General features: G+C 67.9%; 9 protein-coding genes. 2 read left to right on the plus strand and 7 right to left on the minus strand.

Going from position 1 to position 15,355, the window contains the following annotated elements:
• Positions 1-200 precede the first annotated feature (200 nt).
• Complete coding sequence (locus CAL26_RS01075) at positions 201-6,617, plus strand: autotransporter outer membrane beta-barrel domain-containing protein (protein ID WP_143277329.1); 6,417 nt, start codon at positions 201-203, stop codon at positions 6,615-6,617.
• On the opposite strand, the gene CAL26_RS01080 is transcribed toward CAL26_RS01075, so the two are convergent.
• The 4 genes from CAL26_RS01080 to CAL26_RS01095 all read right to left on the minus strand — a co-directional run bounded on the left by CAL26_RS01080 (position 6,589) and on the right by CAL26_RS01095 (position 11,047).
• Positions 6,589-7,671 carry a maleylacetate reductase gene (locus tag CAL26_RS01080; protein ID WP_094845110.1) on the minus strand — a complete coding sequence of 361 codons (1,083 nt, stop codon included), beginning with the start codon at positions 7,669-7,671 and terminating at the stop codon, positions 6,589-6,591. The genes CAL26_RS01075 and CAL26_RS01080 overlap by 29 nt on opposite strands.
• A 69-nt stretch (positions 7,672-7,740) precedes the next feature.
• A complete protein-coding gene (locus CAL26_RS01085) occupies positions 7,741-8,625 on the minus strand; it encodes an intradiol ring-cleavage dioxygenase (RefSeq protein WP_094845111.1) in 885 nt (294 codons plus the stop codon).
• Between the two features lie 68 nt (positions 8,626-8,693).
• Positions 8,694-9,995, minus strand: a complete 1,302-nt coding sequence (locus tag CAL26_RS01090) for an MFS transporter (protein WP_094845112.1) — start codon at positions 9,993-9,995, stop codon at positions 8,694-8,696.
• Between the two features lie 38 nt (positions 9,996-10,033).
• Complete coding sequence (locus CAL26_RS01095) at positions 10,034-11,047, minus strand: aldo/keto reductase (protein WP_094845113.1); 1,014 nt, start codon at positions 11,045-11,047, stop codon at positions 10,034-10,036.
• A 104-nt stretch (positions 11,048-11,151) separates the two neighbouring features.
• Here CAL26_RS01095 and CAL26_RS01100 point away from each other — a divergent pair, with 104 nt between their 5' ends.
• Positions 11,152-12,048, plus strand: coding sequence for a LysR family transcriptional regulator (locus tag CAL26_RS01100; protein WP_094845114.1), 897 nt, complete (start codon positions 11,152-11,154; stop codon positions 12,046-12,048).
• A 39-nt stretch (positions 12,049-12,087) separates the two neighbouring features.
• Here the strand turns inward: CAL26_RS01100 and CAL26_RS01105 are convergent, their stop codons facing one another.
• The 3 genes from CAL26_RS01105 to CAL26_RS01115 form a co-directional block, all read right to left on the minus strand.
• Positions 12,088-13,080 (minus strand): tripartite tricarboxylate transporter substrate binding protein, encoded by a 993-nt coding sequence (locus CAL26_RS01105; protein ID WP_179283199.1) that lies wholly within the window; start codon positions 13,078-13,080, stop codon positions 12,088-12,090.
• 52 nt (positions 13,081-13,132) lie between these two features.
• On the minus strand, positions 13,133-14,347 hold the full coding sequence (locus CAL26_RS01110) for an alpha-hydroxy acid oxidase (RefSeq protein WP_094845116.1): 1,215 nt from the start codon (positions 14,345-14,347) through the stop codon (positions 13,133-13,135).
• Positions 14,348-14,440: 93 nt separating this feature from the next.
• Positions 14,441-15,244, minus strand: coding sequence for an IclR family transcriptional regulator (locus CAL26_RS01115; RefSeq protein WP_094845117.1), 804 nt, complete (start codon positions 15,242-15,244; stop codon positions 14,441-14,443).
• Positions 15,245-15,355: the final 111 nt, after the last annotated feature.

The following is a 15,355-nucleotide window of genomic DNA, read 5'->3' on the forward strand; positions in this document are numbered from 1 at the left end:
GATAGGCGCTTTATCCCTTTGCAAGAGGAATTTCGCCGCCAAACCGGCTATTTAGGCAGGAAATTTCCGTCTGCTCTAAAACATTAAGGTCTGTTTAAGAATTAAGATTAACTTACCTTAGTTGTTACCAGATTAAACGGAAGAGCATGGGACAGGCTAAATCGGGTCGGGCAGGACGGCGGGGAGCAGACAGTCAGCCGGTGGCCAACAAGGGCCGTCGCGCGCCGCGCCAGCGTGGTGCCGCGGCGCTACTGGCATCGCTGGGAATGCTCGCGGGCGCGCCCGCCGGCGCGGACCCGGCGGTCAACATCGTTCGCCATGGCGACGACGGCCGTGATGGCGAAACGGCCTTCGGCTGGACCGACGCCACGCCAGGAAAGAATGCCGATCCCGTCTCCTGGACCCAGCCCGGACCTATCCAGGGCGTGGGCGCGCCGGCGTTGGAGATCGGCTCCGTCGGCGGCGCCGGCGGGTCGGTGTACAGCAAGGGCGTCTTCCACAACCTGCCCGGCAAGGTCGGCGGCTCTGGCGGCTCCGTCTGGCTGACCGTGCCGCAGGGATCCGATATCGCGGGCACGCTCGGCGCCTCCGCCCAAGCCAAACCGCTGATCAACGCCTATTCGATCGGCGGGACGGGCGGCATCGGCTACACGTCATGGACGGAAACCGAAGGCGGCATCGCGCGCGGCGGCGATGGCGGGCCCGTGACGGTGCAGATCGGTTCGCGTATCACCGCTAACAGCGACGCCACGCCGCGCACGAGCGCGCTGCCGGCCATCCGGGTGCTGTCGCAGGGCGGCGCGGCCGGCGTCAGCAAGAACGGAACGCCTTCTTCCGACGGCACGTACGACTATCGTGTCGACACGGACCGCGGCGGTTCGGGCGGCGCGGTGTCGGTTGTCTTCGACGGCAGCGCGGATGTTCGGGTGAGCGGCTCGCTGGCGCCCGCGGTATCCGCCAGTTCGCTGGGCGGAAACGGCGGCCGGGCGACCAACAGCGGCGGCTACCCGTCCAACGCCGGGACCGGCGGCAGTGTGGGCTTCACCAACTGGGGTTCCATCTCCGCCAACGGCAGCAACTCCGCCGCGGTCATCCTGCAAAGCGTGGGCGGCGCGGGCGGCAATGGCGCCAACGGCGCCTTCACGTCGGGCACCCCCGGCAGCAAGGGCGGCGCCGGCGGCGTGGTCACCGCCGTCAATTATGGGTCCATCAACGCGCGCGGCGATTACGGCTTCGGCATCATGGCGCAGTCCGTCGGCGGCGTGGGCGGCAGCGGCGGCGGTGCGGCTTTCGTCTCCGGCGGCGATGGCGGCGGCGCGGGCCTCGGACGCCTGGTTTCCATCACCAACTACGGAACCATCAGGACCTCGGGCACCGGCGCGACCGGCATCATGGCGCAAAGCATAGGCGGCGGCAGCGCGCTGGACGCCTTCTACGCGACGCAGCCCGCCATCAGCAAAGGCGGCGGCTCGGGCGGCAACAGCGGCATCCTGCCGTTCACCAGCGGCGGCACGGGCGGCCAGGGCGGCGTCGGCGGCGATGTGAAGGTCGAGCATCGCGGCGTCCTCGTGACGGCCGGCGACTACGCCTACGGCGCGCTGCTGCAAAGCGTCGGCGGCGGCGGCGGGACGGGCGGCGCGGCTTCCAGCTCCACGGCTTTCCTGGCGGTGGCGCTGGGCGGCGCGGGCGGTGGCGGCGGCAACGGCGGGAACGTCTCTTTCGAAAGCTTCATGGGCAGCATCGAAACCTCGGGCGACCATGCCACGGCGGTGCTGGCGCAGTCCATCGGCGGCGGCGGCGGCGCCGGCGGCTATGCGACGTCGCGCTCGGTCAGTCCCGGCTTGTCGGCGTCGTCCGCCACCGGCGGCTCCGGCGGCAAGGGCGGCTCGGGCGGGCAGGCCAGCATCCGCAACAACTCCGCGATCCGCACTGGCGGCGAAGCGGCGTTCGCGCTGCAGGCATCCAGCATAGGCGGGGGCGGCGGCACGGGCGGCGGCGCCAGCGCGTTCGCGGTCGCCTTGCCCGCGGTCACGCCGTCGGGCGAGCCCTTGCCTTCGATCACGCTGACCAACGCCATCGGCGGTTCGGGCGGCGACGGTGGGCAGGGCGCGTACGCCCGCGCGGAAAACATCAACGCGGGCATCGAAACCCTGGGCGTCGGCGCCACGGGCATCCTCGCGCAAAGCATAGGCGGCGGCGGCGGCAACGCGGGCAACGCATACGCCTACGGGCTGGCGATCGCCGCGCCGGGCGCCACGGCGTTCAACGTGACGAACACCATAGGCGGCAGCGGTGGCGGCGGCGGCTCGGGCGGGGAAGCGCGCGGCTACAACGACGGCACTGTCTCCACGCATGGCGAGAGCGCCATCGGCATGCACGTCCAGAGCATCGGCGGCGGTGGCGGCAACGCGGGCGCGGCGTCCGCGGCGGCCGACGCCCTCAGCCTCTACCGGACCATCACCTTCGGCCAAACCATAGGCGGCACCAACAGCAAGGGCGGTGGCAAGGGCGGCACGGTGACGGCCGAGAACCGCGGCACGATCGAGACGCGCGGCACGAGCGCCACCGGCATCCTGCTGCAAAGCGTGGGCGGCGGCGGCGGTAACGGCGGCGCGGTCAATGCCTCGGCATCGTCCGGCCTGTCGTTCGACAAGACGCTCGACAGCCTGGTGCAGAAGCTGCCGCTGGCCGATTCGGTGGCTATCGTCGATGCCATCGGCGGCAATGGCGGAAACGGCGGCGACGGCGGCCTGGTCAAGGCCGACCTGGCGTCCACGAGCCTGTTGCGCACCCGTGGCGCGCAGGCCGATGGCGTGCTGGCTCAAAGCATAGGCGGCGGCGGCGGCACGGGCGGCGGCGGTTCGGCCGCGGCCAGCGGCACGTTCTCGGTCAACCTGTCGTTCGGCGGCAAGGGCGGCGCGGGCGGTTCGGGCGGCAAGGTCGACGTCACCAACGCCGGCGCGATCGAAACCTACGGCAATGCATCCCATGGCCTCTTCGCGCAGTCCATCGGCGGTGGCGGCGGCAACGGCGGCAATCTCGCCGCGCCCGACGACGCGCCGGACACGGTCGGCGAAATCTACGCCACGCTGAAGAAAGCGATCGGCGTGGAGGCCTACCAGAAATGGGCGGGCGACAAGAAGAACGCCGAGACCAAGGAAAACCTGGATGCCCTCATCAAGGACATCCAGAACACCGACACCTACAAGTCGCTCAACGATGCCTTCAAGAACTCCGAGTTCTACAAGGAGATGCAGGCGTCCGGCAAGAAGATCAACGAATACCTGGACCAGCAGTCCAAGGGTTCGGTGAAACGGCCGAATGTCTCCCTGACGCTGTCCATGGGCGGCGACGGCGGCAGCGGCAATCGCGGCGGCCAGGTCAACCTGACCAACGGGGGCAGGATCCTGACCACCGGCGACATCTCGTACGGCGTGCTCGGGCAGTCCATCGGCGGCGGCGGCGGGCAGGGCGGCGTCGCGTACTCGTCCGGCACCAACAAAACGAACCTGGGCGGTACGCTCGGCGGCAAGGGCGGTTCCGGCAACGTCGGCGGCGAAGTCATCGTCAAGAACCAGGGCACCATCCAGACCTACGGCGGCGCATCCTACGGTGTCTTCGCCGAGTCGGTGGGCGGCGGCGGCGGCATCGGCGTCGGCGCCCTCAGCAGCGACAACAAGAACCTGGTGATCAACTTCACCGCCGGCGGCAGCGGCGGCAGCGGCGCCAACGGCGGCGCGGTAACGGTGCAGAACAGCGGCACCATCCAGACCCGGGGCGACGAGGCGCACGCGATCGTCGCGCAAAGCGTGGGCGGCGGCGGTGGCGCCTTCATGATGGCCCCGCCGCCCAGCGACGCCGACGCCCCCGCGGCCACGGATGAAAAGGCTGCTTCCGCGGGCTCGCTGAAGGAACTGCTGAAGGCCGTCGGGATCGAAAAAATCCCCGCGGCGTCGACGGATGCCGGCAAGAAGCCTTCGTCCAAATCCGGCAGCTTCACGCTCGGCGGTTCCGGCGGCATGTCCGGCGGCGGCGGTGCGGTGACGGTCACCCATAGCGGCACCGTCACGACATCAGGCCTGGCCGCATTCGGCATCTTCGCGCAGTCCGTCGGTGGCGGCGGCGGCATCTCCAACGCCGCGGGCAGCCCCGGCGGCGTCAAGTATGCGGCGTCCTATGGCGGCAAGGGCGGCTCTTCCGGCAACGGCGGCGTCGTCAAGGTGGAGCTGGGCAACAATGCCTCGATCCGCACCGCCGGTGACTACTCCACGGCCGTGTATGCGCAGTCCATCGGCGGCGGCGGCGGCTACGGCGGCGCGTCGGTGCTGCAGGGCTATACGCTGCCGGTGTTCGGCAACAGCGGCGGCACCAGCGGCGACGGCGGCTATATCGAAGTCCGCACGATCGAAGGCGCCACCACCATTCAGACGCAAGGCGCCAAGGCGCATGGCGTGGTCGCGCAATCGCTGGGCGGCGGTGGCGGCACGGTCAGCGAGCTGCTCAAGACCGACACCACCGCGCGCGCCGCGCTGGAAAAAACCGCCACGGCGCTGACTGCCGTCGTCAAGGCGACGGGCGGCACCGGCACGCTGCTGGACAACATCGACAAGGTGCCGGAAGACCTGCAAGGCGTGGCGCGCTTGTTCGGCAATGACAAGGACACGGTCAACAACGTCCTGAACGCCCTGACGACCAGCCTGAACCAGCGCAGCGCTTCCCAGGGCACCGGCGGCGAGATCTGGGTGAAGCTGAATGGCGACATCAAGACCAACGGCGCCGATTCGTATGGCATCTTCGCCCAGAGCGGCTTCCAGCAAAGCACCGGCGCGCTCGATCCCACCCGTGCCGGTGGCAAGATCAGCGTCGACTACACGGGCGTCCTGCAAGGCGGTTCCGGCGACGGCGCGGCCATTGCCATCGACGGCGGCAAGTCCAACGTCATCACCATCGGAGCCGGGTCGTACGTCAGCGCGCTTTCGGGCCACGCCATCGTATCGACCTTCGGCCAGGAATCGGTGCGCAACTACGGCACCGTGGTGGGCGACATCAACCTGGCCCGCAACAACACCACGGAGTGGAACGAGTTCCGCAACGAGGCCGGGGGCACCTATGTGTCCGGCGGCAGCGGCATGGTCAACGTCAGCAATGGCGCGGGCTGGTTCTACAACGCCGGCAGCTTCGACGTGGGCGGCGTGGACACGATTTCCACCGCGACGGTCAACAAGGTCGACGTGCTCCTGGGCGGCGCCCTGCTGGTGGACGTCAACAGCCTGGCGGCGCCGGGTACGCCCAACGCCGACGTGTTGAAGGGCGCCAGGATATTCGTGGACGGCGTGGCGATCCAGCCCCACGCCGTGGATGGCCTGCTGCCCGGCACCTTCCAGGTGTTGTCTGCGGATTCCCTGGTGGTGAGGCAGCCGGCCACCGCCGGGGCCAACCCCGCCAGCCCGATTTCCTGGTCGGCGACGCAGACCGGCAACACCGTCTCGATTTCGCCGTCGGCGGATTTCGCGGGCAAGGCGCCCAGCGATCTCACCAACACCGAACGCTCGCTGGTCAGCAGCCTGCAAAGCGCCTGGGACGCCAGCAACCCAGGGGTGGCCGGTTTCTTCGCGGCCATGGCGAATATCGACTCGCCTGATAAATACGCCAGCGCGCTCAACAGCCTGACCGCCACCGAAGACCTGGCCCAGGTGGCCACCCGCCAGACGCTGGCCGGCCGCAAGTCCCTGAACGCCGCCCTGAGCTGCCCGGTCTTCGACGGCGACGGCGTCACCCTGCGCGAAACGCAATGCGTGTGGTCACGCATCACCGGCTCGCGCACGACCCAGAGCAGCAGTTCGGCGGGTGACGGCTTCTGGCAGAACGGCATCAGCTATCGCCTGGGCGGGCAGTGGGAGATCCGCCCGGACTGGTTCTTCGGGGTCACGGGCGCCTACAACACCAATTCCATGCACACCAACGACCGTATGACGTCGGTGCGGGGACAAGGTGGCGACGTCTCCGTGTCGCTGAAGCACCAGAGCGGCCCGTGGCTGCTGGCGGGCGCATTGCACGCCGGATACGGCAGCTATGACTCCGATTCCCTGTTCGTCATCGGCGACGATATGTGGAAAGCGGAAGCCCGCAATGACGTCTGGACCGCCGGCATGAGGTTGCGCGCGGCCTACGAGGTCGTGGCCGACAACTGGTATGTGCGGCCCTATGCGGACCTGGATGTGCTACACAGCTACATGCCCGGCTATACGCTGAGCGGCGACGGCGCGACGCTGAAGACCAGCTCGCTGAAGCAATGGACCTTCGCGATTTCGCCGATGATCGAAGTCGGCACCCGCGTCGACGCCGGCCGCTTCGGCTGGCTGCGTCCGTTCGTGTCCGTCGGCGGCACGTTCCTGGACAACAGCGGCTCGCGCAGCAAGGTGTCGTTCTCGGAAGGCGAAGGCGACGGGATCACGTTCACGTCGAAGTCTTCCCTGCCGAATCGCATGCTGAACCTGGGTGCGGGTGTCCAGCTCTACGCCAAGGACAAGTATGAGCTGCGCATGGAGTACCAGGCGCAGCTGGCATCGCATTTCACCAACCAGGAGCTCAGCCTGCGCGGGGCGTATCGGTTCTGAGGCTGCCATCGAACGCGCGCTGCAGCAGCGCGCGTATCGGTGCCCGTTCGATCGGGCGGGGATTCCAATAGGCATTCTGGCAGGCCAGATCGGCGGCGCGGTCGAGATCGGCTTCGCGCATGCCGAGCGCGGCAAGCGACACAGGCGCGCCAAGTTCGCGCGCCAATAGATGGATGCCCGTGGGCGCGTCGTCACAACCGAGCGCGTCCGCGATACGCGCCATCGCATGCGGGGCGGCGCTGGCGTTGTACGCCAGCGCGTGCGCCAGCACGACGGTGTGCGTGGGCGCGTGCGGCAGATCGAACGTTCCGCCCAGGGTATGGCACAGCTTGTGATGCAGCGCCATTCCGACCGCGCCCAGCACCGTTCCGCACAGCCAGGCGCCGTACAGCGCCCTGGCGCGTGCTTCGATGTTCGACGGTTCGCGCACGATGATCGGCAGACTGCCGGCCAGTGCGGCGATGCCCTCGTGCGCGAAAAGGTCCGTCACCGGGTTGGCGTCACGCGAATAGAGGCCTTCGGCGGCATGCGCGATCGCATTGATGCCGCTCGTCACCGACAGCGCGGTCGGCAGGCTCAGCGTCAGCTCGGGATCATAGATAACGGTCTTGGGAAGCACACGCAAGTCATTGCCGGTGCGCTTCAGGCCATCTTCGGTGAGGCCGTAGATGGGCGTCATTTCGCTACCGGCGTATGTCGTGGGTACTGCGATGATCGGCAATCCGCTGGTCAACGCAATGGCTTTCGCCAGGCCGATCGCGGAGCCTCCTCCGGCCGCAACGATGCAGTCGGCGCGGACTTGCGTGGCCAGTTCGCGCGCCTCGCGCGCCAGCTCGGCAGGCACATGCATCGCCGCGCGATCGAACAGGCCCGCGCAGGCGTCACCGAGCGTGTCGCACAGTGATTTGCCCAACGCGCGCTGCTCCGCGCCGCTTATGACGAGTGCGCGTCCGGCGCCCAGCAATCGTGCCTCGTCGGCGATGGTCGCGCGTTTTCCCGCGCCGAACACGACGCGTACGGCGCGGCCGCCGTAGACAAACTCACTGGCATGCATGGTTGGCGTCCTCGATGGGGTAGTCGACCTGTTTCCGTGCGACGCGAATGTCGCCGCCGCGCGCCGCCTTCATGCGGTTTCCTCGAGCGGGTTCAATACGAAGCGGTAGTCGAGCGTGTAGAAAGGTGTGTCCGACGTCGTGCCGTCGGGAGCGATGCCCGCCTCGTGGCGTTCCCAGTCGACGACCAGCGAGGAACGAACGCCGAACACCGCGTCGGAATCCAGGTAGCGGTCGCCGTCGCGAAACACATGCGTGATGAGCGGTTCGTAGCCTGCCGCCTGTATCCAGAAGTGCAGATGCGCGGGCCGCCACGGATGCCTGCCCAGCGCTTCCAGCATTTTGCCGACGGGGCCATCGTGAGGAATCGGATAGGCCTCCGCCAGGATGGAGCGGAAATGGAACGTGCCGTCCGCGGCAGTGCGCAGGCGGCCGCGTGCTTGCGGCACGATGCGGCCGTCGGCGTCCGTTTCGTGCTGGACGTCGTAGAAGCCGTCCTCGTCGGATTGCCATACATCGAGTTGCGCCCCGCCGACCGGCTCGCCATCGATGCCGGCCACGCTGCCGCTGACGAAGCATGGCATGCCGGCGGCGCCGTTCGCGATGTCGTCGCCCAACGCGTATTCCGGGGCGTCCGGCACGAAGAAGGGCCCGAGCACGGTCGCTTCGGTGCATGCGGGCGGCTTGCGATTGTTCTGCGAGGTCACCAGCATGGACAGCCCGAGCGTGTCGGACAGCAACACGAACTCCTGCCGGTGCTCGTCGGTGATATGGCCGACCTCGGTCAGAAAGCGGATCGCGTGGAACCACTCCTGTTCCGTGAGTTTCACCTCACGGGCGAATGCGTGCAGATGCTGCACGAGGCTGGTCATGACGGCGCGCAGGCGGTCGTTTTCACACTGCGACATGGACGCGATCACCGCCTGTGTAATCGTGTCTTCGTTGATATTGCGCATCGGTCTGCTCCGCAAGTATCCCGGCACTATAAACGCGTGCCGCGCGGTAAGCCGGAGACTTTGCCAGATCAGTCCTGGCCCTGAACTCCACATCCTTCATCATCTGCCAATTTTCGGCCATCTTTGCGTCGGAGTGTTTCCTGGGCCCGCGCCAAATCGACGCGATGCCGTTCAGTCCATGCGTACAGCGCCAAGCCTGCCGCCGTCAGCGCGAAGCCTGCCCATACGGCCGACAGCAGGCTGCTGCCCTGCGCGATGGCCTGCCCACCCGCCCAGGCGCCAACGGCGTTGGCCACGTTCAGGGCGGCGAGATTCATCGCGCCCATCAACGTCGGGGCGTCTGGCGCGGCCTGCGTCAGCCGGACCTGGATGGTCGGGATCGCCACCATCATCGTCGCGCCGACCGCGAACAGGCCCGCCATCAATACCCAGGCATTCCCGCCGCCCAGCGCCAACAGCGCCAGGGCAAGCAGCGCGCTGCCGAAGCCGATCAGCAGGCCCCGCGACGGATGGCGGTCGGCCAATCGGCCGCCGTAGATGTTGCCCACGGTCATGCCCACGCCGAACAGGCCCAGCGCGATCGGGATCCAGCGCTCGCCGAGCCCGGAGCCTTGGGTGACAAGCGGACCGATGAAGGTGTAGACCGCGAAGATGCTCGCCACGCCCAGGGCGGCGACCAGCACCATTGCCCAGACGGCCGGCCGGTTCAGCGCTCGCAGTTCCTGCAGCACCGGTCCACCGTCCAGCGCGGCGGAACGCGGTACCCAGGCCCATAGCGCCAGCAATGACAGCACGCCCAGCGCAGCCACGGCCAGATAGGCGTTGCGCCAACCCAGGGTCTGGCCCATCAGGGTAGCCAGCGGCGAGCCGACGATCGTGGCGATGGTCAGTCCGGTCATCACCAGTGCGAAGGCGCGTCCCCCTTGTCCCGGTCCGACGATGTAGGAGGCCACCACGGCGCCGGCGCCGAAGTAAGCGCCTTGCGGAATACCGCTCACGAAGCGCGCCAAAGTGAAGCTGCCCAGTCCAGCCGCGAACGCCGACAGCACGTTGCCCAGTACGAAGACCGCCATCAGGATCAACAGCAGATTCTTGCGGTTGAGCTTGGCGGCCAGGATGGTGACCGCCGGCCCGCCGAGCACCACGCCCAAGGCATACGCTTCAATGGCGTGCGTGGCGCCAGTCAGGTCCAGGTCCAGTCCCGCGGAGAACAACTGCAGCAGTCCCATGCTGGCGAATTCGGACGTCCCGATCGAAAAGGTCCCCAGGGCCAGCGCCAGCAGTGTCAGGGTCCTGCGGCTGATCTGGCGCGCATCGGTGCAATGCACCTTGGCCGATGCGCACTGGGGTTCGTAGGCTTCGTTGAACATGATGGTCTCTCCTGATGCCTGGGTTGGCTCGAGCGTGTTCAAACGCCCTGCGGCAGCGGCGCTTCCGGGTGCACCAGCCGCGCCTGGCGCAGCTCGCGCCAGAAGTCGGCCGGCACGTTCGCCTGCAGGCCGGCGCGATCCTCGGCGATACGCTCGGGGCGGCTGGCGCCGGGGATGACGGCAGCCACCGCCGGATGCGCCAGCGAGAATTGCAGTCCCGCCGCCTTCATGCTCACGCCATGGCTGTGGGCGATCGCCTTGATCGCCCGCACACGTTCCAGGATCTCCGGCGTCGCCGGGGCGTATTCGAAGTTCGGGCCGCCGACCAGCGCGCCTGAGCTATAGGGGCCACCGACCACGATGCCCAGGCCGCGCTCGGCCACCTTCGGCATCACCCGCTGCAGGGCGCGGGCATGATCGAGCAGCGTGTAGCGGCCGGCCAGCAGGAAGCCGTCGGGCCGCGGGCCCTGCAGGTCGAGCAGCAGTTCGATCGGCTCCACCCGATTCACCCCCAGGCCCCAGGCGCCGATCACGCCTTCGTCGCGCAGGCGATCGAGTGCCTTGAACGCGCCTTTGCGCGCGGTCTCGAAGACCCCGAGCCACTCGTCGCCGTAGAAGTCCTGGGCCACGTCATGCACCCATACGATGTCGAGCCGGTCCGTCTTCAGGCGTTGCAGGCTGTCCTCGATCGAACGCAGCGTCGCGGCTTCCGAGTAGTCGTTGACGATGCGGTTGGGACGTCCGTGGCGAAACACATCGCCCTTCTCGCCCAGGTCACGCGCCGAGACGTCTTCGACCTCGTCGAGGATCAGCCGGCCGACCTTGGTGGCCAGCACGTAGCTATCGCGGTCGCGGCCGGCCAACGCATTGCCCAGGCGCGCTTCCGCCAGGCCGGCGCCGTAGAAAGGCGCCGTATCGAAAAAGCGGATGCCATCCTGCCAGGCGGCGTCGACGGTGGCCCGGGCCTCGGGCTCGGGGATGGCGCGGAACATGTTGCCGAGTGGCGCGGTGCCGAAGCCCAGGTGGCCGGTGATGAGGTTCTTCAAGGTCATGACGCTCTCCGTTCGTGGATGGAATGAACGAATGATGGGCGTCGGCTAGTAATTCATCCAATTTATTTAATGGATTTAAGAATTATCTGTGAGAATATAGCTGGATGAGATACGACCTGAACCTGCTGCCGATCTTCGTCGCCTTGATGGAGGAGCGCAGCGTGACCCGCGCCGCCGACCGGCTGGGCATGACCCAGGCCGCGCTGTCCAATGCGCTGGCACGGCTGCGCACCATGCTGCAGGATCCCTTGTTCATCCGCGAGCGCTACGGCATGCGCCCCACGGCAAAGGCCGAAGCGCTGGCGCCGACGCTGGCGCAGGCGCTTGCCGCGATGGATACCGTCGTGCTGGGCCAGCAGGCCTTCGATCCGTCGCGCGCCGACCACATCGTCACGATCGCGCCCAACAGCTACGTCGAATTCGTTCTGGTGCCCGCCCTGGTCGCCCGCCTGAGCGCACTGGCGCCGGGCATCCGCCTGCGTACGTTGCCCTATGGCACCGACCTGACCGAAACGGGTGTGATTTCAGGCAACACCGCGATGGCGCTGGGCCGTATCAATGATGCGCCGGACAATCTTGTCGTACAGCACGTGGCCGACGACGGCCTGGCCTGCGTGGTGCGCGCGGACCATCCTGTCGTCGGTTCGCGCATCACCCGGGCCCAATACGAAGGACTCAGGCACGTCAACGTGATGCCGCCGGGGCGGCTGCGCGCGGGCCTGTTCCAGGCCTTGGAGCGGCAAGGGCTCAAGCGGGACGTAGTGGCTTCAGTCACGCACTTCGCCTCGATTCCGGAGATCGTCGCCGCCACCGATTATTGCGCGACGCTGCCGCAATTGATCTGCCGGCGGCTGTCACAGGATGCGCGCCTGAAGGTACTGCCCACGCCTGTCGATCTGGGAACCTTCCCACTCCACATCGCCTGGCATGTGCGCTATCGGCAGGACCCGGCCCACACCTGGTTGCGCACCCTGGTCGCCGAGGTGGCCCGTTCGCTTTGACCTCTGATCCGCAATGGGCGCTTGCCAGGCCGGCCCGCGTCATTCCACCTTCAACAGCCCCGACGCGATAAGCGCGCGATACGTCTCGGCCTGGCGATCCAGGAACTGGTCGAATTGCACGCCGCTCATCTTGACCGGCACGCCGCCGATGTCCTCGATGCGCCCGCGGACCGCGGGATCGTCCAGCGCGGCATTGCTGGCGTCGACCAGGCGCGCAATTGCCTCGGGCGGTGTGTCCTTGGGGGCCATGGTCGCCGTGAACGGTGCGATATCCACCTCCGGCTGCTTCAGTTCCGCCATGGTGGCGACGTCAGGCAAGGACGCCACGCGCTGGGGGAAGACCACGGACAGGGCGCGCAATTGGCCAGCCTTGATCAACTGCAGCGCCGACGGCAGGTCGGTCGCGACGGCGTCCAGCTGGCCGCCCAACAGATCCTGCACCGCCGGTCCCGCGCCCCGGTAGGCCGCAATGACGAACTGCTGGGACAGCGCCTTCTGCATCTGCAGGATGTTGACGTGGCCCGCCGTGCCATTGCCAGGATGGCCGAACTTCAATGTGCCGGGGTGGGCCTTCGCATAGGCCACCAGGTCCGCATAGGATTTCAGCGGCGAGTCCGCCTTGGTCACGATGACGCCAGGCACTTGCGTCAGCAGGGCCACCGGCTTCATGTCCTTCAGGCTGTAGCTGGCGGTCTTGCCGGCCAGCTGCCAGCTCGACACGATGGGGCCGGTGGTGCCGATCATGATCGTATAGCCGTCTGGCGCGGCTCGGACCATCTGGGTCGCGCCTATCATGCCGCCCGCGCCCCCCTTGTTTTCGACAATGAAGGTCTGGCCCAGCTGCTTGCCATACGCCTCGGCGAAAATGCGCGCGCTGCTGTCGGCATTGCCGCCCGGCACGAAGGGCACGATCACCCTTACGGCGCGATCGGGATAGTTGGACTTCTGCGCCCAGCCGGCCAGCGGATGCGCGAGCAGGCCGGCGGCGAGGGCCGCGGCGACAAAGCCGCGGCGGTGAGTTTGAAGGTTCATGGCGAGTCTCCCGTTTGATGAGTTTTGAAAGTGTTTGCCTGCATGCCTCGCGCTAGGTTGCGACGAGGTGATCCGTACTGAGTTGGTCGAGATCGCCGACCCCCAGTAAAGCCATGTCGCGATGGATCTCGTCGCGCAGAAGGGTGATGGCATGGGCCACGCCTGCCTGGCCGCCGACCGCGGCGGCATAGGCCATCGGCCGTCCCACGAAGACGTGGTCCGCCCCCTGCGCCAACGCCTTCAGGACATCCGTGCCGCGCCGGATGCCGCTATCCAGCATCAGGGCCATGCGGCCCTTGGCCTTGACCGCTTCGGGCAGCACCAGCATCGGCGGCGCGGTGCCGTCGAGCTGGCGGCCGCCGTGGTTGGACAGGATCACCCCATCCGCGCCCGCCTGCTCCGCGCGCATGACGTCGGCGGCGGAGATCAACCCCTTCACCACCAGCTTGCCGCGCCATTGCCGGCGCACCAGCGCCAGGTGTTCCCAGTTCAAGTGGTCGCGCAGGCCGAATTGGCGCACCACGCTGCGCGAGATGATGGGCACGCCTCTTCCCGCGCCGGCATTCTCGAAATGCGGCATGCCGTGCCTGACCAGCGTGCGTCCCAGCGTGCCCAGCAGCCAACGCGGACGAAGCAGGCCGTCCCAGGCCAGCCGCAGCCCGGGCCGCAGAGGCGTGGTGAAGCCCACCCGGACGTTGTTCTCGCGATTCGCCAGCGTGGCCGTATCCACGGTGATGACCAGGGTCTTGAACCCAGCCTTTTCCACACGCTGGAGCAAGCCTTCGATATGCGCCTGCTCGCCCGGGATATAAGCCTGGAACCAGCCGCAGGTCGGCGCCGCCTGGGCGACCCTTTCCATGCGGGTCAGCGACGCGCCGCTCAGCACATAAGGAATCCCCGCGGCTTCGGCCGCGCGTGCCATGATGACGTCGCCGTCGAAGGCGAACATCGCGCATAGCCCCATGGGCGCGATCCCGAACGGCGCCCGGTATGCCTGCCCCATCAGCGTCCGCTCCTGGTCCCGGGCGGACACGTCGACCAGCACATTGGTGCGGAACATCCACTTCCGGAAGGCTGCGACGTTGGCCTGCAAGGTGACGTTGTCCTCGACCCCGCCCTGCAGATAGCCGAAGATCGGCCGCGGCAGCACCCGCTTCGCCGCCTCTTCCAGGTCGCCCAGTGAAAGAATGCCGCGCAGCCGGGGAGGAATATGGCGCCGGGCGTTGGGCGCGGGCCCGAGCTGTTGGCGCGGTAGGGTCGTCGTCATGGGCGTTCCGTGTGACCTCTGCATAGCCTGCAGAAAGGCCGCATTGGAAATCACGCCGGCCCATGCCGGCAATTCGTTACGCCCTGCGTAACATCATGGGTGCCAGGTCGCCCGCAGGGCGGTGGCGGGAACGGCGCCCAGGGCCACGCCCAGCCGCTTGGCGGCGTCCACTGTGGCGGGCGCCAGCCTGCGCAGGACGGCGGGCGTCAACCGCTCCACCGGACCGGAAGTGCTGATGGCGCCGAGCACCGTTCCGTGCGCGCCCCGCACCGCCGCCGCCACCGCGGCCGCGCCGGTGGAGCGCTCGGCGCGCGCCCAGTGATAGCCCTGGCGGCGGATGCGCTCGTAGAGGTCGCCCGGCTCGCCCAGCGCGGCGAGGATGGTCCGCCCGGGCGCTCCGAGATCCAGCGGCAGGAGCTCGCCCGACCGGGGATGGTCGGGGCGCGCATTCGGGCCGTCGCAGCGCATCAGGCAACTGCGCAGATTGCCTTCATGCACGTAGAACGAGGCGCTCTCGCCCGTCTCCATGGAGAGCTTGCGCAGGATGGGTTCGATGACCGAGCCCACGTCGAACTGCGCCTGGTAGCGGGAGCCTATCCAGCCGGCGGCCGGGCCGAGCCGCCACGCACCGTCTTCGCGCTGCACCATGAATCGGGACAGCGCCAGGGTGCGGGCCAGCCGCAGCGCGGTGGGCTTGTGCATGCCCGTGCGGCGGGCGAGTTCGGTCAGGGAAAGGAACACCTCGTCGCCGCCGTCGAAGGCCTTGAGCAGCGACATGGCGCGGACGACGGCGTGCACATGCTCCTGGCCGGCGACGGGCGGGATGTCGGCGGGCCCCTTGAGGATCCCGGGCCCGGGCGACCGCGCCGGCGCCGTGGGTGCGTGCGATTTCGCCATACGGTTTTCCATCCGCGTATCGGTTGTCTCCAGGCGCGATGTTACGCCAGCCGTAACGCGTTGCGCGGGCGCGTGCGGCTGATCATCATTCGATTCCTGATCGATAACAAC

It is taken from the genome of Bordetella genomosp. 9 (genome assembly GCF_002261425.1).
Classification (GTDB): Bacteria; Pseudomonadota; Gammaproteobacteria; order Burkholderiales; family Burkholderiaceae_B; genus Bordetella_C.